This is a genomic window from Janthinobacterium sp. SUN176, assembly GCF_030587335.1.
Classification (GTDB): domain Bacteria; phylum Pseudomonadota; class Gammaproteobacteria; order Burkholderiales; family Burkholderiaceae_D; genus Janthinobacterium; species Janthinobacterium kumbetense.
The window spans coordinates 286,958-308,547 of the sequence record NZ_JAPWIA010000002.1 but is presented as its reverse complement, the minus strand read 5'-3'; the positions used below and the strand labels follow the sequence as shown (position 1 = coordinate 308,547).

The following is a 21,590-nucleotide window of genomic DNA, read 5'->3' as shown; positions in this document are numbered from 1 at the left end:
TGTGGGTTTCATAAAGGTTTACATACAAGCATGTAAAAATGCTACCTTACACGGCCATCAGTTTCAAATCTGGACTAAGGACATCATGAGCGACGCACATAACGAACAACAATCAGCGATCAAAACGCCTAAACAATTGCTTGCCGCCGTAGCTGGCTTCTTCCTCATCACCGTCATCGGCATCATCCTGCTGGTGCAGTTCGTCACGGCGCAAAAACTGACGGGCGCCGGTACGGACAGCCAGTCGCCGGAAGCCATCGCCGAGCGCCTGAGCCCAGTGGCCAACGCCGGCTTTACCTTCAAGGATGCCAGCGGTCCGAAAGTGTTGCAAAGCGGCGAAGCCGTGTACACGGCCACCTGCGTGGCTTGCCATGGCGCCGGCGTGGCCGGTGCACCGAAGTTTGGCGATGCGGGCAGCTGGTCGGCCCGCCTGGCCCAGGGCTACGATACGGTCCTGAAACACGCGATCGAAGGCTTGCGCGCGATGCCGGCCAAGGGCGGCAATCCCGACCTCGACGATGTGGAAGTGGCGCGCGCCGTCGTCTACATCGCCAACGCGTCGGGCGGCAAGTTCAAGGAACCGGAAGTGCCGGCACCTGCCGCTGCCGCTGATGGCGCCGCCGCACCAGCCGCGGAACCGGCCAAGTAAGCAGCGTCACACCCGTTTCCAGGAACCGCCCGCCAGGGCGGTTTTTTTTTACCCATCGTTTGCGCCAGATCACACGGCGTAAAAAAGCCGCCCGGCTTGCGCGGGGCGGCTGGCAACTTATGCCTGGGACTAGCGTCTTACCACATGATGACGCGGTCTTTCGGCGGCAGATACATCTTGTCGCCCGGTTTCACGTCAAACGCCTGGTAGAAGCCGGGCTGGTTGCGCATGGTGCCGTTGGCGCGGAACTGGCCTGGCGAGTGCGGGTCCGTTTTCAGCAAGACCAGTTGCTGCGCTTCGCGCATCTTCATGCGCCAGACCTGGGCAAAGCCCGCATAGAAGCGCTGCTCGCCCGTGAAACCGTCGATGACGGGGGCTTTCTTGCCATTGAGCGACAATTTGTACGCTTTATACGCGATTGCCACGCCGGAATTGTCGGCGATGTTCTCGCCCAGGGTCAGTTCGCCGTTGACGAAGTGGCCCTTGACGGGGCTGAAACTGTTGTACTGCGCCACCAGCTGCTTGGTTTTCTTGGCGAAGTTTTTATGGTCGGCCTTGGTCCACCAGTCGCGCAAGTTGCCGTCGCCGTCGTACTGGGCGCCCTGGTCGTCGAAGCCGTGGCTGATTTCATGGCCGATCACGCCGCCGATGGCGCCGTAGTTGACGGCGTCGTCCGCGTTGGCGTCGAAGAACGGCGCTTGCAGGATGGCGGCCGGGAAGACGATTTCATTCAGTTCCGGGTTGTAATAAGCGTTCACGGTCTGCGGCGTCATGCCCCACTCGTCGCGGTCGATAGGCTGGCCCAGCTTGTTCAACTCGCGGTTGTAGTTGAGCAAGTGCGAACGCTGGATGTTGCCGATCAAATCGTCCGACGCCACCGTCAGGCCCGAGTAATCGCGCCATTTGTTCGGATAGCCGATCTTGGTGGTGAACTTGGACAGCTTGATCTGCGCCTGTTTCTTGGTGACGGGGCTCATCCAGTCGAGCTTGTCGATGCTTTGCTGGTAGGCCGTCATCAGGTTTTTCACCAGCGCTTCCATGCGTACCTTGCGCTCGGCCGGGAAATATTGCTCCACGTACAGTTGGCCTACGGCTTCGCCCAGCGCGCCTTCGACGGCGCCCACGCCGCGTTTCCAGCGCGGACGCATTTCCGTCACGCCCGTCAGGGTGGTGCCATAAAACGCGAAGTTTTCATCGACATACGCTTTCGGCAGGTAGCCGGCGTTGGCGTGCAGCAAGTGCCACTGGAAGTAGGCTTTCCACGTTTCCAGCGGCGTCTTGTTGGCGATCTCGGCAAAACCCTTCAGATAGCTGGGCTGGCTGACGATCACGTAATTGACCTTGCCGGCGATGCCCGTGTCCTTCAGGTAGCGGGCCCAGTCGTAGCCTGGCGCCACGGCGGCCAGTTTCGCCAGTTCCACCTTGTTGTAGGTCTTGACGGGGTCGCGGTTCTGCACATTGCTCCATTGCGCCTTGGCCAGCTCTGTTTCCAGCGCGAGGATGGCTTTCGCATTCGCGGCAGCGTTCGCGTCGCCGGCCAGGCTGAGCATTTTCTCCACGTGGGCCAGGTATTTGGCGCGCGTATCGGCCTTGCCTGCTTCCAGGTAGTAATCGCGGTCAGGCAAGCCCAGGCCGCTTTGCACGATGTCGGCCACGTATTTGGTGGAATCCTTGGCGTCCTGGTGGATGCCGAAGTCGTAAGGCGAAGTCACGCCCAGCTTGCTGAAGTGGGCGATTACGGCCGGCAATTCCGCCTTGTCCTGCAGCGCGGCGATCTTCGCCAGCTCCGCGTTCAACGGTGTCAGACCCAGGCTTTCCAGCTTGGCTTCATCCATGAAGCTGTTATAGAAATCGCCGATTTTCTGGGCATTCGAACCGGCCGCGCGGGCCTTGTCGGCGGCCGCGCCTTCGACGATGCCGCGCAGCTGCGTTTGCGTATCGTCAGCCAGCTTGGCAAAGCTGCCCCAGCTCGACTTGTCGGCAGGAATGACCGTTTCCGCCAGCCATTTGCCATTCAGGTGCTGGAACAGGTCGTCCTGCGCGCGCACGGCAGGGTCGACGTATTCGACGGCGATGCCGGACGTCAGCGCGGCGGCGGCGACAGCCGTGGCGGGAGCGGCGGCGGCTTTCTTGGCCGTATCAGCGGCGCCAGCCATGCCGGACACGCCGGCCAGCAAACTCAGGGTCAATGCACTTAACAAATAACGATTCACGGTTGTCCTCTATATTGTATTGTGTGAAATATAAGGGTCAGAAGGCCCAGGGCTTCTGGCCCGGTTTTTGACTGTAGCATACAGGCCGAAACGACAGAAAGAACTTTGGCCAGAATGCAAAAAAGACCACGCGAGGTGGCCTTTTCTGTTGTTACAGTAGTACGTTTTTCACGACGACGCGCATGCGCTTACCAGATGATGACGCGGTTTTCCGGCGCAACATACATCTTGTCGCCCGGTTTCACGCCAAACGCTTCGTAGAAGCCAGGCTGGTTGACCATGGTGCCATTGGCGCGGTACTGGCCCGGCGAATGGGGGTCGGTCTTGATCTGCACGATCTGCTGCGCTTCACGCATCTTGCTGCGCCACACCTGGCCAAAGCCCATGTAGAAGCGCTGGTCGCCCGTCAAGCCGTCGAGCACGGGTGCAGGCTTGCCGCCCAGCGAGATTTTATAGGCCTTGTAGGCGATCGCCACGCCCGAGTTGTCGGCGATGTTCTCGCCCAGGGTCAGGGCGCCGTTGACGTGGTAGCCAGGCAATGGGCTGTAACCGTCATATTGCTTGGTCAGCGCGTCGGCCTTGGCGGCGAAATTCTTGCGGTCGGCCGGGGTCCACCAGTCGCGCAGGTTGCCGTCGCCATCGGACTGGCTGCCCTTGTCGTCGAAGCCGTGGCTGATTTCATGGCCGATGACGGCGCCGATGGCGCCATAGTTGACGGCGTCGTCCGCGTTGGCGTCGAAGAACGGCGGCTGCAGGATGGAGGCCGGGAAGACGATTTCATTCATCGTCGAGCTGTAATAGGCGTTCACCGTCTGCGGCGTCATGCCCCACTCTTCGCGGTCGATCGGCTTGCCCAGCTTGGCCACCTGGCGCGCGGAGCCGAAGTTGGCGGCGCGCATCATGTTGCCCACCAGGTCGCCCTGGACGATTTGCAGCTTCGTGTAATCGCGCCATTTGTTCGGATACGCGATCTTCGGCGTGAACTTGGCCAGCTTGGCTTGCGCTTCCTTCTTGGTTTCCGGGCTCATCCAGTCCAGGGTGTCGATGCTGTCCTTGTAGGCGGCCAGCACGTTTTTCACCAGTTCCTGCATGTGCGCCTTGCGTTCTGCCGGGAAGTATTGCGCCACGTACAGTTTGCCGACGGCTTCGCCCAGCACGCCTTCGACGGCGCCCACGCCACGCTTCCAGCGCGGCTGGTTTTCCGTCACGCCGCTGAGTACCGTGCCGTAGAAGGCAAAGCTTTCATCGACGAAGTTTTTCGACAGGTAGCTGGCATAGCTGCGCAGCAACTGCCATTCGAAATACGCTTTCAGGGTGTCCAGGTCGCTTGACGCCAGCACCTTGTTGTAGCCGGCCAGGTAGCTCGGCTGGTTGACGATGACGTAATCGACCTTGTTGGCGATGCCCAGGGCGGCCAGGCCGGACTTCAGGTCGTAGCCCGGGGTCAGCTCGTTCAGTTGATTGATGTCGGTCTTGTTGTAGCGTTTGACGGGGTCGCGGTTCTCGACCTTGGTCCATTGCACTTCGGCCAGGGCCGTTTCCAGCGCAACGACAGCCTTGGCGCGGGCGGCGGCGTTCTTGTCGCCCGCCATGGCCAGCATCTTTTCCACGTGCGCCTGGTATTTTTCTTTGACGCCAGCCTGCTTGGCTTCCAGGTAGTAGTCGCGGTCCGGCATGCCCAGGCCGCTTTGGCTCACGTAGGCCGCATATTTCGTCGAAGCACGGGCATCCTGGCCCACGTAGACGGCGTACGGCGTGGCCACGCCCGTCTGGCTCAGGTGGGCGATCAGGGCCGGCACGCCCTTCTTGTCGCGCAGCGAGCGGATGCGGTTCAGTTCGCCGGCCAGCGGCTTCGTGCCCAGCGCCTCGAGCTTGACTTCATCCATGTAGCTGGCGTACAGGTCGCTGATTTTCTGCGCTTCGGAACCGGCTTTCCTGTTCTTGTCCTTTTGCGTGGCTTCGATGATGCCGCGCAACTGTGGCGTGGTGTCATCGCGCAGCTTGGCGAACGAACCCCAGCTCGACTTGTCGGCAGGAATCTCGGCCGTGGCCAGCCACTTGCCATTCAAATGGGTAAAGAAATCGTCCTGCACGCGCACGGCGGGGTCGATGTACTGCACATCGATGCCGGAAACGACGCCGGCGGCGGCAGGTGCGGAAGGTGCCACGGTCGGGGCGGCAACGGCGGATGCGGGTTCGGCGGCATGGGCAAACGCAGCCAACAGGGTCAGGGTCAGACTGCTCAAGAGATAGCGATTCACGGATTGTCCTTATGGGGCATGTCAAAAAGACCGGGCGGATAGCTTCGGGCGGATAGCCTGCCGCGCCAGGCGCTGCAGGAATGTAGCACGCAAGCATGCCTTTTGGCCATCCTTGCCCCTTGCTTGCCCCCCGCGCTTGCCCCCTGCTTACCCTCAGTTGCCGGGCAAGCTGATACCGGCGCCCCCGCTGCCCATGCTCACGCCCGCGCCGCCCATGCCCCCCTTGCCACCACCCTTGCGCCCGCCGTGCTCGCCACCGGGCGCGCCGCGCGACTCGCTGCGGGGCATGGCGGCGTCCATCACGCGCGCCATCTGGCCGGCGATGAACTGGGCCACCATCTGGCGCTGGTTCTCGTCCAGGGCATCGTTGACGCTCAGCCACCATTCGCGCAGCTGCTTTTCCTCGGCCAGGCTCTGCGTGCTTTCCATGTCCAGGCCGGCGAGCAGGTCGCGCAGCTCCAGCCGGGGCGTTTGCAAACCCTGCGCCACGCCCGCTTGCAGGCGTTCGCGGCGCGCCTTGCGTTCGCGCAACAGTTGACGCGATTTCCCTTCCACCTGCTGCCACAAGGTGGTCTGATTCGCATTGAGCTTCAATTCCGTCTTGAAATCGGGCGCCATCGGCAGCAAGTCTTCCAGGCGCATGTCGGCAATCGGCACGGCCGAGGCGGTCAAGGCGGTGGTGCCCAGCAGCAAGGCCAGGCTGAAACGGCGCACGGCGGGGAGAAAGGTCAACGAGGTCATGGGGGCTCCGGATAAAAAAAAGCCTGCGTCCGCAGACGCAGGCAAAACCACTTCGGGTCGAGAATGCGAGTCCACTATAGGGCCGCGGCACACGCTTTTTTTCGACTCTTACAAATGCTTACTCCCCTCAAGAGTAACTATACATCGCATACAAAACCGCAACATATGGCAAGCTGGCCGCCCCGTTTTCGCACGTAGACTGGGCCCAGGCATGCTTTTTCCACGGCCGGCCCACGCCGGCAGAGATTCAGGTCTATACTTTCAGGAAAGCGCCGCTCCACGGGGACTGGCGCTTGTGCAAGACACGCTAGCTGCAAAGGTGCAATGATGGGCAAACTCAAAAATACCGGCTTGATCGGCCTGGGCGTGGTGGCCGGCGTCGCCGTGTCGCTGCAATTTTCCGCCATGGCGCAAAAAAACGTCGAGCCGCCCCTGCCGCTGGAAGAGCTGCGCCAGCTGGCCGATGTGTTTGGCCTGATCAAGTCCGATTACGTGGAACCCGTCGAAGACAAGAAATTGCTGGAAGACGCCATTTCCGGCATGGTCGCCTCGCTCGACCCCCATTCCGCCTATCTGGACAAGAAAGCCTACGCCGAACTGCGCGAAGGCTCCGAAGGCAAGTTCGTCGGCCTGGGCATTGAAATTGGCCTGAGCGAAGACGGCTACATCAAGATCGTCTCACCCATCGAGGATTCGCCCGCCTACCGCGCCGGCATCAAGGCAGGCGATCTGATTACCCGCCTCGACGGCCAGCCCGTGAAAGGCGTCAGCCTCGACGACAACGTCAAGCGCATGCGCGGCGAACCGGGCACCAAGGTGTCGCTGACCATTGCCCGCAAGGATGAACCGCAGCCGCTGGCCTTCACCATCACGCGCGAGGAAATCCACCAGAAGAGCGTGAAGGCGAAGATGGTCGAGCCGGGCTACGCCTGGCTGCGCGTGTCGCAATTCCAGGAACCGACCGTCGACGACATGGCCGCGCAGATCACGGCGCTGTACAAGCAAGACCCGAACCTGAAGGGCATGGTGCTGGACCTGCGCAACGATCCGGGCGGCGTGCTGCAAGGCGCCATCGGCGTCTCGGCCGCCTTCCTGCCGAAGGATGCGGCCATCGTCTCGACCAACGGCCAGTTGCCGGACTCGAAGCAGGTGTTCTACGGCCGCGCCGAATACTATACCTTCCGTTCGGAAGGCGACGCCCTGGCGAAATTGCCGGCCGCCATCAAGAAAGTGCCACTGGTGGTGCTCGTCAACACGGGTTCGGCCTCGGCCTCGGAAATCGTCGCCGGCGCCCTGCAGGATTACAAGCGCGCCACCATCATCGGCACGCAAACCTTCGGCAAGGGTTCCGTGCAAACCATCCGCCAATTGACTGCCGACACGGCCGTCAAGCTGACGACGGCCCGCTACTACACGCCGAACGGGCGCTCGATCCAGGCCAAGGGCATCGTGCCCGACCTGCTGGTCGATGAAAATGCGGACGGCGACGGCTTGAACGGCTTGCGCATCCGCGAAGCGGACCTCTCCAAGCACCTGAGCAACGACCGCGACAAGGAAAGCGCCAAGGCCGCGCCCGTCAACGACGAGATGGAAGAGCAATTGCGCATCATCGCCCTGGAAAAGACCCGCAAACCGCTGGAATTCGGCAGCCAGGACGATTTCCAGCTGCACCAGGCGCTGAACCACCTGAAAGGTTTGCCGGTGCAACTGGCCAAGGCCGAACCGGTGGTGGTGCAAGCCGACGTCAAGCAAGAACAGAAGAAGTAAACAGCAGCGCCAGCAGCACGGCGGGGGGCGCCATGCCCCCCGTTACCCCGTCCACGCGACAAAAATCAATCTTCCGCCACACTTCCCCCTGCCCCGCAACACGAAACTCTCTACAGTCGAGCCCGTTTGTGTAAAATTTGCTTCACTTATCGGCATCGCGCCGATTGCCAAATTTGAAAGTTTAACCATGAAACAAGTCGTCATCAGCGGTACCGGACTGTACACGCCGCCATTTTCGATCTCCAACGAAGAGCTGGTCACCTGCTTCAATGCCTACGCGGAAAAATTCAATGCCGACAATGCCGACGCGATCGCCGCGGGCACGGTGACGGCGCTGGACCTGTCGAGCGTGGCCTTCATCGAAAAGGCGTCCGGCATCAAGTCGCGCTTCGTGATGGAAAAGGAAGGCATCCTCGATCCGGCCCGCATGGTGTCGCGCATTGCGGAGCGTGGCGATGACGAACTGTCGCTGCAGGCGGAAATGGCCGTCGCCGCTGCGCGCGACGCCTTGGCGCGCGCCGGCCGCACGCCAGCCGATATCGACATGGTACTGGTGGCTTGCAGCAATATGCAGCGCGCCTACCCGGCCATGGCCGTGGAAGTGCAGGATGCGCTGGGCATCGATGGTTATGGTTTTGACATGAACGTGGCGTGCTCGTCCGCCACCTTCGGCATCCAGCAAGCCGTCGCCGCCGTGCAAAGCGGCCAGGCGCGCGCCGTGCTGGTGTTGAACCCGGAAATCACCAGCGGCCACCTGAACTGGCGCGACCGCGACAGCCATTTCATTTTCGGCGACGCCTGCACCGCCATCATCGTCGAAGCGAAAGACACGGCCGTCTCGCAGCACCAGTTCGAGATCATCGGCACGGAACTGAAAACGCGCTTTTCTAACGCCATCCGCAACAATTTCGGCTTCCTCAACCGTTTTGACGAATCCGGCATGGGCAAGGCGGATAAATTGTTCCGCCAGCAAGGCCGCAAGGTGTTCAAGGAAGTGTGCCCGATGGCTGCCGAGATGATCAAGACGACCCTGGCCAAGGCCGGCGTGGAAGTGGCGCAAGTCTCCCGCTACTGGCTGCACCAGGCGAATCTGAACATGAATCTGCTGATCGCGCGCCTGATCCTGGGCCGCGACGCGGAAGCCAACGAAGCGCCCGTGATCCTCGACACCTACGCCAACACCTCGTCGGCCGGCTCCATCATCGCCTTCCATAAGTATCAGGATGACATGGCGGCGGGCGCCACGGGCGTCATCTGCTCGTTCGGCGCCGGTTATTCCATCGGCTGCGTGATCGTGCGCAAGGTGTAGAGACACGGGGTGGCATAGGGTGGAGTCCTTGAATTAGGCGAAGATCCGGGTGGATAACATGCGTTCGTGGCCACCTGGACGAAGATATAGCACAGGTTTTTTGCAATAAAGCCGCAGGAAATTTTCCGGCAGGGGCTTTGATGCGTTTATACTTGGTCGCTGAGCAACATCTTTTTCCATCCGCACGTCCCCATAAGGAACCCCACACGCATGCCCCATGACATCAGCCTGATCACCACCATCGCCGCCGCCCTCGGGTTCGGCCTCATCTTCGGCTTCATCGCCGCGCGCCTGAAACTGCCGGCCCTGGTCGGCTATCTGGCCGCCGGCATCATCATCGGACCGGCCACGCCCGGTTTTGTGGCGGATGCGGAAATAGCGGGACAATTGGCGGAAATCGGGGTGATGCTGATGATGTTCGGTGTCGGCCTGCACTTTTCCATCGAGGATTTGTGGGACGTGCGCAAGATCGCGCTGCCCGGCGCCATCCTGCAGATCGGCGTCGCCACGGCGATGGGCATGGGCCTGGCCCACTGGTGGGGCTGGACCCTCGGTGGCGGACTGATCTTTGGACTGGCCCTATCGGTCGCCAGTACCGTGGTGCTGCTGCGCGCGCTGGAAGAACGGGGCATCCTCGATTCCCTGAATGGCCGCATCGCCGTCGGCTGGCTGGTGGTGGAAGACCTCGTCACCGTGCTGGTGCTGGTGCTGCTGCCGGCGTTTGCCGGCGTACTGGGCGGCAAGGTCGCACCGGATGCCGAGGCCGTCAGCCTGTGGCAAACCCTGGCTATTACCCTGGGGCAAGTAGCCGGCTTCATCGTCTTCATGCTGGTCGTCGGCCGCAAGCTGTTCCCATGGATTTTGTGGCAAGTGGCGCGCACCGGCTCGCGCGAACTGTTCACCCTGTGCGTGATCGCCGCCGCCGTCGGCATCGCCTATGCGTCGACCAAGCTGTTCGGCGTGTCCTTCGCGCTGGGCGCCTTCTTCGCCGGCATGGTGCTGCGCGAATCGGAACTCAGCCACCGCGCCGCGGAAGAGTCCTTGCCCCTGCGCGACGCGTTCGCCGTGCTGTTCTTCGTGTCCGTCGGCATGCTGTTCGAGCCGAACATCCTCATCGAGAAGCCCCTGCAAGTGCTGGCCGTGTGCGCCATCATTATCTTCGGCAAGTCGATCGCCGCCTTCCTGCTGGTGATGGCCCTGCGCTACCCGCCGAAAACGGCCATCATCGTCTCGGCCAGCCTGGCGCAGATCGGCGAATTCTCGTTCATCCTGGCCGCCCTGGGCCTGTCGCTGGGCCTGATGCCGCAGGAAGGCCAAAGCCTGATCCTGGCCGGCGCCATCCTGTCCATCGCCTTGAATCCGCTCGTGTTCAGCATGGCCAAGCCGCTGCTGCGCGTGATGAGCAACAGCGATTTCGCGCGCAAGTTCGAACGCACCACCGACCCGCTGGCCGAGCTGCCGATGACAGTGCCGCAGGAAAAACTGTCGGGCCAGATCGTCCTCGTCGGCTATGGCCGCGTGGGCCGGCGCATCGCTGCCGCCCTGATGGAACGGGGCATCCACTTTGTCGTGGCCGAGGAAAACCGCGAAATCGTCGACCAGCTGCGCAAGCAGGGCATTCCGGCCGTGGCCGGCAATGCGGGCGAACCGGCCGTGCTGATCCAGGCGCACATCACGCACGCCACCATGCTCGTCATCGCCACGCCGGACACCTTCCACGTGCGCGCCATGATCGAGACGGCGCGCGCGCTGAACCCGAACATCATGACGGTGGTGCGCACGCACAGCGAGGAAGAGGCGGAATTGCTGCGCGCGGAAAACGCGGGCAAGGTGTTCATCGGCGAGCACGAACTGGCCAATGGCATGGCCGAGCACGTGCTGCAGAGTTTTGATGCGGCGAAGAAGGGGCATGGCGGGCATTAAGCCGGCGCCATTTCCGTCCAGCAAGCCTGCCCGCTCCCCAGCCGGCAGGCTTTCTTTTTACAGGCTGGCGGCCAGTTCCGCGCCTTCCCGTATCGCCCGCTTGGCGTCGAGTTCGGCCGCCAGCGCGGCGCCGCCGATCTTATGGAAGCGGGGGCCGCCCGTCGCCAGCGGCTTGCCATCCTTGTCCATGTCCGGCATGAGCTCCGTCAAGCTGTCCTGGCCCGCGCAGATGACCACGTTGTCCACCGCCAGCAGGCGCTGCTCGCCGCCCACGGTGATGTGCAAGCCCTGCTCGTCGATCTTGTCATAGCTCACGCCGGCCAGCATGGCCACGCCGTTTCTCGCCAGCGCCGCGCGGTGCACCCAGCCCGACGTCTTGCCCAGTCCCGCGCCCACTTTCGACGTCTTGCGCTGCAACAGGAAGATTTGCCGCACGGGCGCAGGCGCCACGGGCGGCACCAGGCCGCCGCCGGTGGCCGCATCCAGGTCCACGCCCCACTCGCCCGCCCAGGTAGCCACGGGCAGCGGCAGCGGGTGCGCCGGGTCGTGCAGCAGGTATTCGCCCACGTCGAAGCCGATACCGCCCGCGCCGATGATGGCCACGCGCGCGCCGACAGGCTTCTTGCTTTGCAGCACATCCAGATACGACAGCACTTTCGGGTGGTCGATGCCGGGAATGGCTGGCAGGCGCACCTTGATGCCGGTGGCGACGATGACGTCGTCATAGCCGCCGGCCAGCAATTGCTCGCGCGTGACGCGCTGGCCCAGGCGCAGCTTGACTTCCAGCAGCGCCAGCCGGCGGGCAAAATAGCGGATGGTTTCCGTGAATTCTTCCTTGCCGGGAATTTGCATGGCCACCTTGAACTGGCCGCCCACGCTGTCGCTGCTGTCGAACAGGGTCACCTCGTGCCCGCATTCGGCCGCCACGCAGGCGGCGGACAGGCCGGCCGGGCCGGCGCCGACGACGGCCACCCGGCGCGGCACGGCCTTTTTCGCGTACACGAGTTCCGTTTCATGGCAGGCGCGCGGGTTGACCAGGCAGCTGGCGCGCTTGTTGGCGAAGGTGTGGTCCAGGCACGCCTGGTTGCAGCCGATGCAGGTGTTGATCTCGTCCGTGCGCCCGGAGGCGGCCTTGGCGACAAAATGGGGGTCGGCCAGGAACGGGCGCGCCATCGACACCAGGTCGCAGTCGCCCCGCTCCAGGATGGCATTCGCTTCGTGCGGCATGTTGATGCGGTTCGACGCCACCACGGGAATGCCGACTTCGCGGCGCAGCCGGCCCGCCACGGAGGCGAAGGCGGCGCGCGGCACGGAGGTGACGATGGTGGGCACCCTCGCCTCATGCCAGCCGAAGCCCGTATTGAGAATCGTCACGCCCGCGTGCTCCAGGGCCTTGGCCACCGTCACCACGTCATCCCAGGTATTGCCGCCCTCGACCAGGTCGAGCAGGGAATGGCGGTACATGATGATGAAGTTGGGGCCCACGGCGGCGCGGATGCGGCGCACGATGTCCACGGGCAGGCGCATGCGGTTTTCGATGCTGCCGCCCCAGCGGTCCTGGCGCAGGTTCGTGCGCGCGCACAGGAACTGGTTCAACAGGTATCCTTCGCTGCCCATCACTTCGATGCCGTCATAGCCAGCCTTTTGCGCCAGGCGCGCGCAGCGCACGTAGTCGCAGATGGTGCGCTCGATGCCCCGTTCGCTCAGGGGACGGGGGCGGAATGGCGAGATCGGCGATTTCTTCGCCGACGCCGAGACGACGAACGGCTGATAGCCATAGCGGCCCGCATGCAGGATCTGCATGACGATCTTGCCGCCCTCCTCGTGCACGGCGCGCGTCACCTTGCGGTGGTTCGGCACGTCGCCGAGGAAATTGAGCGTGCCGCCGAACGGCAGCAGCCAGCCCTGGCGGTTCGGCGAGATGCCGCCCGTGACGATCAGGCCCACGCCGCCCCGTGCCCGTTCGCGGTAAAACGCGGCGAGCTTGCCATAATGATAAAACCGGTCTTCCAGGCCCGTATGCATGGACCCCATGATGACTCGGTTGCGCAAAGAGGTAAAACCCAGGTCGAACGGGGCCAGCAGGTGGGGATAGGCAGTCATGGTGATCGGTCCGGTAGAGGTGGTATGCAGGCCGTACGGTAGCAAGCATTGCCGCTCGCCGCAGCGTATTTCTCTAGACCGGGAGTTCTAAATCGCCCGGCGCACGGGCCGGCGATGCGTACAGCTTGTGCCGGGCGCAAGTTTCCCGTAGGCTAGGTGCATGACGCGACTCTTCCTTTGCCTGCTGATGCTGTGCGCCGTCCCCGCTACCGCGCTGGCGCAGGCGATACGCCTGGACAAGCTCAAAGTCGACGTCAAGCGCATCGAGGTCGACGGGCAGCGCATGTATGAAGTCGATGCCAGCGGCAGCGTGCAGGCGCCGCCGGCGTCCGTCTGGAAGACCCTGACCACCTACGAGCGCATGCATGAATTCGTGCCGGACCTGAGTTCCTGCCGCGTGCTGTCGCGCAACGGCAATGAAGTCATCATCGAACAGCAGGGCATGGCGCGCTTCCTGTTCATGAACCACCCCATCCACCTGGTGGTGCGGGCCACGGAAACGCCGTTCACGGCCATCGACATCGCCCTGATCTCCGGCGACATGCGGCATTACGAATCGCGCTGGAATCTGTACCCCATCCCCGAGACGGGCGGCACGCGCATCGTCTTTTCCAGCCGGCTGATGCCGGGCTTCTATGTGCCCGGCATGCTGGGCACGACCATGATACGCGGCGATATCGAGCGCATGATGGCGGCCGTGCTCGCACGCATCGACAGCCAGTACGCCGATAAATCCGGATAACGACACCGGACAAAACCTACTGCGCGTCGCGATTTGCAGCCTCCGCTGCTCACTGTGCTAAAGCACAGCTCCGCTGCTCAGCTACAACTCCCATCCGCTCGCTACGGTTTCATCCGGTGTTAAAAAATCAGGCCAAATAGGTGTCGCGGTCGCGGATTTCCGCGAAGTTTTCCAGGCTGCCCAGCTTTACCGTGACGGGATTCAGGCTCGCCTGCGGCTGCATCGAGCGCCAGGCGAACAGCCATTCCTGTTCCAACGCTTCGGCGCGCGTCTTGGTGAAGGCGGCACCCAGGGCGGCGCGCTGGCCATACTCGACCAGGCCGTCGATGCCGGCCCAGCTGGGCAAGGTGCGCTGCACGGCGCGATGCAGGCGTTCGCCGAATTCTTCCGTATTGTGGATGATCAAACAGGCGTCGGCCGGGGCGAACAGGTCGAACAGTTGCTTGTCCCACACTTGGGAAAAGCTCAGGGTCAAACAATTGCCCGCAGGCATCAGGCGGAACTGGCCCAGGCTCAGCGCCAGCTCGAGTTCGCTGCGCTGGCCGTAGCGGTGCAGGGTGGGGGGACGTTTGTAATCGTGCATGCTGGACTCGTTCTTCAATAGTAGGGTAAACCGGCGCGCCGCTTAACGTGGCGGGCGGATATGGCGCCGGATGCGCTGGGCCGTCGCGGCCAGATAAATTTCGCGCAGTAAATAAATAAAACAGCCGATCAGGCAAATCACAGCCAGCACAAAGAAGGCCGCGATGTATTTGTCCAGGGTCAGGTTCAGAATATCGCCCAAAAACAGCATGGCGATGATGACGCAGACGAAGAAACCGCACGCCGTGCTGAGCGAAATCGAGTAATTGATCAGATGGGTACGCCGATACAAGGTATCTAGCTCATCCATATAGAAATCGTTATAGCCGATGTCGAGCCGGTCTTCCAGCACGCGCGTGCGGTCGATGATGCGGCCCAGGCGGTTGGTCAGCACCACCAGCATGGTGCCGATACCGGTCAACAGGAAAACCGGCGCAATCGCCAGCTGGATGATATGGCCGATGTCGCCGATCTGTATGTTCATGGATAAAAAGTCGTAGGTTCACACCGGCGCCCGACCGTGGCGCCAGCACAGGCCATAGTGTAGCAGGTGGCGCACGCCGGCTGGCCGCTTTGCCAACCGGCGGGCTCTGGCGTCATGCGAAACCGCGCCCCGGCACGAAGCGCTCGGTGGCGCGCACCAGCGCCGAAGCGATGCCGTGCTCGAGTGCGCCATGGCCCGCATCCGGGATCATTTCCAGCTGCGCGCCCGGCCAGGCTTGCTGCAGGCGGTAGGCCGACAGCGGCGGGCAGATGGCGTCGTAGCGGCCTTGCACGATGACGGCCGGCAAATGCGCAATGCGCGCCATGTTGCGGATCAGCTGGTCTTCCTCGAAGAAGCCGAGGTTGGCCATGTAGTGCGATTCGAGCCGGCCCACGCCCAGGTCGAGCGCATCGTTCGGCGCATCTTCCGGCTGCGGCATCAGGTAGACGCGGCGGCCTTCGAAGCGGCTCCAGGCGCGCGCGGCGGGCCAGTACACGGCGGGATCGCTGCTGAGGATGCGTTTCACGTAGGCCGCCAGCAAGTCGCCCCGTTCCTCTGCGGGAATAGGCGCGGCGAATTCCGCATACAGTTCCGGATAGAACCAGCGCACGCCCTCGATGAACCAGTCGATTTCCGCCTGCGTGCACAGGAAAATGCCGCGCAGCACGAAACCGAGGCAAGCCTCGGGATGCGCCTGGCCATACGCGAGCGCCAGGGTCGAACCCCACGAGCCGCCAAACACCAGCCATTGGTCGATGCCGAACTGGACGCGCAAGCGTTCGATATCGGCGATCAGCAGCTGCGTCGTATTGTTGCGCCATTCGCCCAGCGGCGTGGACTTGCCCGCGCCGCGCTGGTCGAACAGGATCACGCGGTAGCGCTGCGGGTCAAAAAAGCGGCGGTGCTGCGGCGACAGGCCCGCGCCGGGGCCGCCGTGCAGGAACAGCACGGGAATGCCGTCGGGGTTGCCGCACTCTTCCCAATAAATGGTGTGGATGTCATCGACCGCCAGCATGCCGTGCCGGTTTGGCGACAGGACGGGAAACAGGGGGGACAAAGAATCGGGCATGGCGGTCCTCAGAATGGCAGTCGGGGCGCCAGGCACGAGTCCTGGCAACTGTTCCAATTATAGTGCGCCGCCGGCGCCTCAGGCCAGCAGCAAGGGCAGGCGGTTCGACGACTTGATTTCGCGCATCGACAAGCTGGACTGGATTTCCGCCACGCCGGGCAGGCGGCGCAGCACGGTCGAGACGAATTCGCCATACGCTTCCAGGTCGCGCGCCACCACTTGCAGGAAATAATCGGCTTCACCCGCCACATTGTGGCACGACAAGATCTCGGGAATCGTCGCGATCGCCTGCTCGAACTGCGACGGCTGTTCGCCGCCATGGTTGGCAAACACGACCCGCACGAACGCCACCAGGCCGATGCCCAGCTTCTTGCGGTTAAGCAAAGCCTGGTAGCCGGTAATGAAACCTTCCTCTTCCAGGCGGCGCAAGCGGCGCCAGACGGGGGTTTCGCTCAGTTTCAAGCGCTCGGCCAGGCGCGCATTCGACAGCCGTCCTTCATCCTGCAACAGCCTGAGTATCTGCAAATCGGTGGCGTCGAGGCTAACTTCTGAAATTTTCATCTATTTTTTGTTTTTATACGAGTGGAATCTACCCGAATACTAGGGCATGCAGGGCAGGAAAAGCAAGCACATTTCATCGCTGCAAGAACATAATGGGACCCGGCGAGCAGGCCGCACCGTGTGCATGCTCCCGCTTTTCTTTTCGACCGAGCCATGTCCGATTCTACCTTCCTGATGTACCTGCTGGCACTGGCCGGCGCCTTTTTATTACCGGGCCCCGACATGGCGCTGGTGCTGGCGACGGGCGCGGCGCGCGGCGTGGCCGCGGCGCTGGTGACGGCCGTGGGCATCGCCGGCGCGCGCGCCGTCCACGTGGCGCTGTCGGGCGCGGGCCTGGCGGCGCTGATGGTGACGCATCCGCAAGCCTTGCAATGGGTCAAATGGGCGGGCGCCGCCTACCTGCTGTACCTGGCGCTGCGCCTGCTGCAGTCGGCCCTGTCAAGCAAAACGGCACAGGAAGCGGCCGCTCCCGCCACGGCGCATGGCGCCCGCGCCAGCCTGGTGCGCGGCTTCCTGACGAATCTGCTCAATCCGAAGGCACTGCTGTTTTGCAGCATGTTCCTGCCGCAATTCGTCGTCGGCAGCGAGCAGGTCGGCATGCAATACCTGCGCCTGGGCGCCGTCCTGGTGCTGGTGGGCCTGCTGTTCGACGCCCTGTACGCCGTGCTGGCCGCGCGCCTGGCGCGCCGCCTGCGCGGCAAGCCTTCGCCTTACGGCAAGTTCGTGCTGCCTGCCGTGTTCGTGCTGCTGGCCGGGCGGCTGGTGCTGGGCTGATCGGCCATCGCATCCGTGAAGAAGGCCGGGTAATCGGCCAGCAGGCTGCGCTCAAAGTCGTTGACCTTGCGAAATTGCCGCAGACCTGGCGCCATGGCCCGGCCCGCATCCCAGCTGCGCCAGGCATTCGGCGCATCGAATTGCGCCAGCAAGGCGTCGCCCAGGTCCTGGTACACGGCCGCCATGTGCGGCTTGGCTTGCAACACTTGCAGATACAGGGCCGTCGCTTCCGGCCATTGGCCCAGCTTGGCGCGCAAATTGCCTTCGAACAGGGCCAGGACGGGCTGCTGCATCCCCGTTTGCGTCCTGGCTTCCTGCACGGCGGCCAGCGCGGCCGCGACGCCCTCTTTATCCTTGGCCAGCAGCGCGCGCGTCAAGTCGTGGATGGGCTGGCACTCCTGCATGGCCCGCTGCTGCTGGGGCGTCAGTTTGTCCACCAGCGCGCCCGTGGAAAAATGGTCTTCCAGCAAGGTCAAGAAAGCCTCGAAGGGTTTTTCTGCCGCAAACAGGCGCTCCGCCTCGGTGCGCAACGCCGGATGCGCCTGCGGGCTCAGCGGCGGCAACAGCGCCGCCTGCGCCAGCACGCGCTCGAGCGGCGACGCGTCAGCCGCCAGCGGGCGTGGCCGGTAAGCGTCCAGGGAATACGTGGCGGGCGCCCCCGCCGTCATGGCGCCGATGCGGAAATGGCGCGTGGCCGTGCCGCCCACCTCCTGGTAATGCAAGGTAAAGTCGGCGGGAATGCGCTTGCCATCGGCCAGCATCTTCAGCACCAGCGGGTGGCCGCCCCAGGTATAGCGCAGGAACTGGGCAAACGCCGTCGCATCGGCGCCGCTGACAGGGCTGCCTGCTATCCCCAGGCGCAGCAGGGGCTGCCCGTCGAGCGACCACAGCACGGCGCCGTCGAGCACTTGGGGGGTCAGCGCGCCGCGCCGCCTGGCCGCCTGCACCGATAAAGCCTGCTCTTCATACACGGGCAAGGTCGCATGCTGTTCCAGCTTGCCGGCCTGCAAGATGCTGGCGATGCCCTGCCGGTGGCGCAACTCGATGGCGCGAAAACCGACGGCGTCGAACAGCGAATAACCGTCATAGGTTCCCGCCGCCGTATCGATGAGGTAGCGGCGGCGCGTGGCAAAATCGAACATGGACAAGCTCATGCCATCGCGCACGCTCAGGTAATGGGGGCCCAGCACGACATCGCTTTCCTGCGTCGCGCGCGCGGGCAGGCTGGTTTTCACGCCGGGTTTGACGACACGTTCGGTCACCACCGTGACGTGGAACGCGACGCTGGCCTGGACCGCGCTGGCGCCGAGGAAAAGGATGGCGGCCACGCTGGCGCGGCGCAAGGCGGGAACTAGGGTCATGGAGATGATGCAGTGGAGAAATACTGATTTTAAGGCAAATCCGGCGATTCCCTTGTTTTGCTTGCAAGCATAAAAAAAGACAGCCGCAGCTGTCTTTTTGTTTTACCTCAACAACGATTACGACATGTGCTGGCCGCCGTTGATCGAGATATTGGCGCCCGTGACGAAGGCTGCTTCATCGGAAGCCAGGTAAGCGACCAGGCCGGCCACTTCTTCCGGCTTGCCCAGGCGCGCCATCGGAATTTGCGGGATGATTTTGCTGTCGAGCACTTCCTGCGGAATCGCCATGACCATCTTGGTGCCGATGTAGCCTGGCGAGATGGTGTTGACGGTGACGTTCTTGCGCGCCACTTCCAGCGCCAGCGACTTGGTGAAACCATGCATGCCGGCTTTCGCGGCCGAATAGTTGGTCTGGCCGAAGGCGCCCTTCTGGCCATTCACGGACGAGATATTGATGATGCGGCCCCAGCCGCGTTCCACCATGCCATCGCAGACCGGCTTGGTCATGTTGAAGACGGAATCGAGGTTGGTGCCCATCACGGCGTCCCAGTTCGGCTTGTCCATCTTCTTGAACGTCATGTCGCGCGTGATGCCGGCGTTATTCACCAGCACGTCGACAGGACCGATTTCCGCTTCCACGGCCGCCACGCAGGCCGCCGCCGAATCGTAGTCGGCCACGTCGCACGGATACGCCTTGAAGTCGTAGCCCATGTCCTTGGTCGTCGCCAGCCATTCCGCGACCTTCGGATTGCCTGGGGAATATGTGGTCACCACGCGATAGCCGAGCGCCGCCAGCTTGAAACACACCGCTTCGCCCAGACCACCCATGCCACCAGTTACCAATGCAACTCTTGCCATTTTCATCCCCTCAGTGTCGTTCTGTTGCTAAAAAGTTAATTATTTAAATAAAGCAGCCCAAAACCGCCGCATGACAGCGGCGTACCGCATCGCACCCAAGCGTAGCGAGCGGCGATGATTTGTGGCTAAGAAGCGCAACCGTGCTCTAGCACGGTGAGCATCGCAGGCCGCAAAGCACGCCGCGCAGTAGCTTGGGTGCGGTGCCAGCTACTTAGTCGCGCTCGATGGCCAGGGCGACGCCCATGCCGCCGCCGATGCACAGTGCGGCCAGGCCTTTCTTGGCGTCGCGGCGTATCATTTCGTGGATCAGGGTGACCAGGATGCGCGCGCCGGACGCGCCGATCGGGTGGCCGATGGCAATCGCGCCGCCGTTCACGTTGATCTTGCTGGTATCCCAGCCCATTTCCTTGTTGACGGCAATCGCTTGCGCGGCAAACGCTTCGTTGATTTCCATCAAGTCCAGTTCTTCATGCGTCCAGCCGGCTTTTTTCAGGCACAGGCGCGATGCGGAGACGGGGCCCATGCCCATGACGGCCGGGTCCAGACCCGACGAAGCGTAGGCCTTGATGCGCGCCAGCGGCTTCAAGCCCAGTTCTTTCGCTTGCGAGGCCGACATCATGATCACGGCGGCGGCGCCATCGTTCAGGCCGGACGCGTTGCCGGCCGTGACGGTGCCATCCTTGGCGAACGCGGGGCGCAGGCCAGCCAGCGATTCCAGGGTCGAACCGGGCTTGATGTATTCGTCGCTATCGAAGACGACCGTGCCTTTTTTATTGGCGATTTCCAGCGGCAGGATTTCATCCTTGAACTTGCCCGCTTTTTGCGCAGCTTCCGCTTTCAGTTGCGACTGCAGCGCGAATTCATCCTGCTCGGCGCGCGTCACTTCGTATTTCTTGGCGACGTTTTCCGCCGTGATGCCCATGTGGTACTGGTTGTACACGTCCCACAGGCCGTCGACGATCATGGTGTCGATCATCTTGAAGTCGCCCATACGGAAACCGTCGCGCGAGCCGTTCATCGCGTGCGGCGAAGCGCTCATGTTTTCCTGGCCGCCGGCGATGATGATGTTGGCGTCGCCGCACTTGATCGCTTGCGCCGCCAGGTGCGTGGCCTTCAAGCCGCTGCCGCATACCTTGTTGATGGTGAATGCCGGGATGCTGCTCGGCAGGCCGGCCTTGATGACGGCCTGGCGCGCGGCGTTCTGGCCGACGGCAGCCGTCAGCACCTGGCCCAGGATCGCTTCCCCGATCAGGTTCGGGTCGATGCCGGTTTGTGCCAGCAAGCCCTTGATTACATGCGCGCCCAGTTCGGACGCAGGAATCTTGGCCAGACTGCCACCGAATTTGCCGACTGCGGTACGGCCGGCGGCCACGATTACGACATCATCCATTTATTTCTCCGATAAGCAGGCCACGAGGGCCAAGGTCAAGGTGTTAATACAATCCAATGAGTATCCGGGAAGACACAGCAAGCTGCGTTTCATTCTAGCGCGGCACGCGCCGCAGTTCCAGCGCCGCACCGCAGGCGGCGGCGATGACAGCCTGCTTGCGGTGGCGGCGGGCGGCCTGGCGCGGCGGATAGCCGCTGCCGGGCCGCAACACGCTTACGCCTGGCGAGCAGGACGCGTATTTTTATTTTTATCATACCCTTCATCGGCGCCGCCGAAAGTGGTTTTTAGAAAATTATTGAAGGGAATAATCAGGGGCACAGGCGTTTGCTTTACCACCTGCACCAGCTCGCCAAATTTTTGACGCGATGCAGCAAACTCACCCTTTGTCACAGTGTCGAATTTCTCTTGGGTTTCTTGGGCAACATCCTTTGCCTGGCGGCCATATGCACCGATGCGTTCGATGGCCAGTTGCGACTGCGTGCGCGACAGTTCCAGCAGCGCTTGCGGATCCTTCACGGACAGCAGCTGATTGCCTGCCACCGTAGCGGCGGCCAGCGCCGCGCGGGCCGCATCGATCTGCAAGTCCAGCACGCTGGCGCCGCTGTCGACAGCGGCCTGGGCATACGCTTGCGCGCTGATCAATTGTGCTTCCACCAGGGCCTTGCCGGCCAGTGCCCATTGCTCGGAAAATGAAAACATAGTGTTCCTCTCCAATTTGATGGCGGTGCATGTTGCGCCGCACAGTACTCAACTGTAAGCGGTGGTTCATTGCTGAACCTTGATATTTATCAAGCTTTGCTGTT

18 protein-coding genes are annotated in these 21,590 nt (G+C 62.7%); 6 read left to right on the top strand and 12 right to left on the bottom strand.

Going from position 1 to position 21,590, the window contains the following annotated elements:
* Nucleotides 1-85: 85 nt before the first annotated feature.
* Nucleotides 86-649: a cytochrome c5 family protein gene (locus O3299_RS20635; protein WP_099665866.1), complete on the top strand. Its 564-nt coding sequence runs from the start codon at nt 86-88 to the stop codon at nt 647-649.
* 137 nt (nt 650-786) lie between these two features.
* Here the strand turns inward: O3299_RS20635 and O3299_RS20630 are convergent, their stop codons facing one another.
* From O3299_RS20630 to O3299_RS20620, 3 genes are all read right to left on the bottom strand, one after another.
* Nucleotides 787-2,862: a M13 family metallopeptidase gene (locus O3299_RS20630; protein WP_305053731.1), complete on the bottom strand. Its 2,076-nt coding sequence runs from the start codon at nt 2,860-2,862 to the stop codon at nt 787-789.
* Between the two features lie 188 nt (nt 2,863-3,050).
* Nucleotides 3,051-5,123 (bottom strand): M13 family metallopeptidase, encoded by a 2,073-nt coding sequence (locus O3299_RS20625; protein ID WP_305053730.1) that lies wholly within the window; start codon nt 5,121-5,123, stop codon nt 3,051-3,053.
* Between the two features lie 153 nt (nt 5,124-5,276).
* A complete protein-coding gene (locus O3299_RS20620) occupies nt 5,277-5,864 on the bottom strand; it encodes a hypothetical protein (protein ID WP_305053729.1) in 588 nt (195 codons plus the stop codon).
* 324 nt (nt 5,865-6,188) lie between these two features.
* On the opposite strand from O3299_RS20620, the gene O3299_RS20615 reads away from it, so the two are divergent.
* The 3 genes from O3299_RS20615 (at nt 6,189) to ybaL (ending at nt 10,863) form a co-directional block, all read left to right on the top strand.
* On the top strand, nt 6,189-7,631 hold the full coding sequence (locus O3299_RS20615; protein WP_099665870.1) for a S41 family peptidase: 1,443 nt from the start codon (nt 6,189-6,191) through the stop codon (nt 7,629-7,631).
* Nucleotides 7,632-7,818: 187 nt separating this feature from the next.
* Nucleotides 7,819-8,940, top strand: coding sequence for a beta-ketoacyl-ACP synthase III (locus O3299_RS20610; RefSeq protein ID WP_289912507.1), 1,122 nt, complete (start codon nt 7,819-7,821; stop codon nt 8,938-8,940).
* A 210-nt stretch (nt 8,941-9,150) separates the two neighbouring features.
* Complete coding sequence (gene ybaL, locus O3299_RS20605; RefSeq protein WP_176381492.1) at nt 9,151-10,863, top strand: YbaL family putative K(+) efflux transporter; 1,713 nt, start codon at nt 9,151-9,153, stop codon at nt 10,861-10,863.
* Between the two features lie 57 nt (nt 10,864-10,920).
* Here the strand turns inward: ybaL and O3299_RS20600 are convergent, their stop codons facing one another.
* Nucleotides 10,921-12,966: an NADPH-dependent 2,4-dienoyl-CoA reductase gene (locus O3299_RS20600; RefSeq protein WP_305063093.1), complete on the bottom strand. Its 2,046-nt coding sequence runs from the start codon at nt 12,964-12,966 to the stop codon at nt 10,921-10,923.
* Nucleotides 12,967-13,126: 160 nt separating this feature from the next.
* Between O3299_RS20600 and O3299_RS20595 the strand changes: the two genes are divergently transcribed.
* Nucleotides 13,127-13,708: an SRPBCC family protein gene (locus O3299_RS20595; RefSeq protein ID WP_289899628.1), complete on the top strand. Its 582-nt coding sequence runs from the start codon at nt 13,127-13,129 to the stop codon at nt 13,706-13,708.
* A 127-nt stretch (nt 13,709-13,835) separates the two neighbouring features.
* Here the strand turns inward: O3299_RS20595 and O3299_RS20590 are convergent, their stop codons facing one another.
* From O3299_RS20590 to O3299_RS20575, 4 genes are all read right to left on the bottom strand, one after another.
* Nucleotides 13,836-14,291, bottom strand: a complete 456-nt coding sequence (locus O3299_RS20590) for a hypothetical protein (RefSeq protein WP_251349513.1) — start codon at nt 14,289-14,291, stop codon at nt 13,836-13,838.
* Between the two features lie 42 nt (nt 14,292-14,333).
* On the bottom strand, nt 14,334-14,774 hold the full coding sequence (locus O3299_RS20585; RefSeq protein WP_034783716.1) for a DUF2721 domain-containing protein: 441 nt from the start codon (nt 14,772-14,774) through the stop codon (nt 14,334-14,336).
* Nucleotides 14,775-14,886: 112 nt separating this feature from the next.
* Nucleotides 14,887-15,843: a prolyl aminopeptidase gene (gene pip / locus O3299_RS20580; protein WP_099665875.1), complete on the bottom strand. Its 957-nt coding sequence runs from the start codon at nt 15,841-15,843 to the stop codon at nt 14,887-14,889.
* A 78-nt stretch (nt 15,844-15,921) separates the two neighbouring features.
* The gene (locus O3299_RS20575) at nt 15,922-16,404 is read right to left on the bottom strand and encodes an Lrp/AsnC family transcriptional regulator (RefSeq protein WP_034752896.1); all 483 of its coding nucleotides are present in this window, start codon (nt 16,402-16,404) and stop codon (nt 15,922-15,924) included.
* A gap of 153 nt (nt 16,405-16,557) precedes the next feature.
* Between O3299_RS20575 and O3299_RS20570 the strand changes: the two genes are divergently transcribed.
* Nucleotides 16,558-17,178, top strand: coding sequence for a LysE family translocator (locus O3299_RS20570; RefSeq protein ID WP_257218786.1), 621 nt, complete (start codon nt 16,558-16,560; stop codon nt 17,176-17,178).
* Here the strand turns inward: O3299_RS20570 and O3299_RS20565 are convergent.
* From O3299_RS20565 to phaP, 4 genes are all read right to left on the bottom strand, one after another.
* Complete coding sequence (locus O3299_RS20565; protein WP_305063092.1) at nt 17,115-18,539, bottom strand: hypothetical protein; 1,425 nt, start codon at nt 18,537-18,539, stop codon at nt 17,115-17,117. The genes O3299_RS20570 and O3299_RS20565 overlap by 64 nt on opposite strands.
* A 117-nt stretch (nt 18,540-18,656) precedes the next feature.
* A complete protein-coding gene (gene phbB, locus O3299_RS20560; RefSeq protein WP_035823615.1) occupies nt 18,657-19,397 on the bottom strand; it encodes an acetoacetyl-CoA reductase in 741 nt (246 codons plus the stop codon).
* 211 nt (nt 19,398-19,608) lie between these two features.
* A complete protein-coding gene (locus O3299_RS20555; RefSeq protein ID WP_034783723.1) occupies nt 19,609-20,787 on the bottom strand; it encodes an acetyl-CoA C-acetyltransferase in 1,179 nt (392 codons plus the stop codon).
* 213 nt (nt 20,788-21,000) lie between these two features.
* Nucleotides 21,001-21,486 carry a TIGR01841 family phasin gene (phaP, locus tag O3299_RS20550; protein WP_034783725.1) on the bottom strand — a complete coding sequence of 162 codons (486 nt, stop codon included), beginning with the start codon at nt 21,484-21,486 and terminating at the stop codon, nt 21,001-21,003.
* Nucleotides 21,487-21,590 lie beyond the last annotated feature (104 nt).

Coding starts and splice junctions, on each gene's coding strand:
- O3299_RS20590 (WP_251349513.1), bottom strand. CDS start 14,291: ATGCACGATTACAAACGTCCCCCCACCCTGCACCGCTACGGCCAGCGC.
- O3299_RS20620 (WP_305053729.1), bottom strand. CDS start 5,864: ATGACCTCGTTGACCTTTCTCCCCGCCGTGCGCCGTTTCAGCCTGGCC.
- O3299_RS20595 (WP_289899628.1), top strand. CDS start 13,127: ATGACGCGACTCTTCCTTTGCCTGCTGATGCTGTGCGCCGTCCCCGCT.
- O3299_RS20600 (WP_305063093.1), bottom strand. CDS start 12,966: ATGACTGCCTATCCCCACCTGCTGGCCCCGTTCGACCTGGGTTTTACC.
- phaP (WP_034783725.1), bottom strand. CDS start 21,486: ATGTTTTCATTTTCCGAGCAATGGGCACTGGCCGGCAAGGCCCTGGTG.
- O3299_RS20565 (WP_305063092.1), bottom strand. CDS start 18,539: ATGACCCTAGTTCCCGCCTTGCGCCGCGCCAGCGTGGCCGCCATCCTT.
- O3299_RS20585 (WP_034783716.1), bottom strand. CDS start 14,774: ATGAACATACAGATCGGCGACATCGGCCATATCATCCAGCTGGCGATT.
- O3299_RS20575 (WP_034752896.1), bottom strand. CDS start 16,404: ATGAAAATTTCAGAAGTTAGCCTCGACGCCACCGATTTGCAGATACTC.
- O3299_RS20615 (WP_099665870.1), top strand. CDS start 6,189: ATGATGGGCAAACTCAAAAATACCGGCTTGATCGGCCTGGGCGTGGTG.
- phbB (WP_035823615.1), bottom strand. CDS start 19,397: ATGGCAAGAGTTGCATTGGTAACTGGTGGCATGGGTGGTCTGGGCGAA.
- pip (WP_099665875.1), bottom strand. CDS start 15,843: ATGCCCGATTCTTTGTCCCCCCTGTTTCCCGTCCTGTCGCCAAACCGG.
- O3299_RS20635 (WP_099665866.1), top strand. CDS start 86: ATGAGCGACGCACATAACGAACAACAATCAGCGATCAAAACGCCTAAA.
- O3299_RS20570 (WP_257218786.1), top strand. CDS start 16,558: ATGTCCGATTCTACCTTCCTGATGTACCTGCTGGCACTGGCCGGCGCC.
- O3299_RS20555 (WP_034783723.1), bottom strand. CDS start 20,787: ATGGATGATGTCGTAATCGTGGCCGCCGGCCGTACCGCAGTCGGCAAA.
- O3299_RS20610 (WP_289912507.1), top strand. CDS start 7,819: ATGAAACAAGTCGTCATCAGCGGTACCGGACTGTACACGCCGCCATTT.
- ybaL (WP_176381492.1), top strand. CDS start 9,151: ATGCCCCATGACATCAGCCTGATCACCACCATCGCCGCCGCCCTCGGG.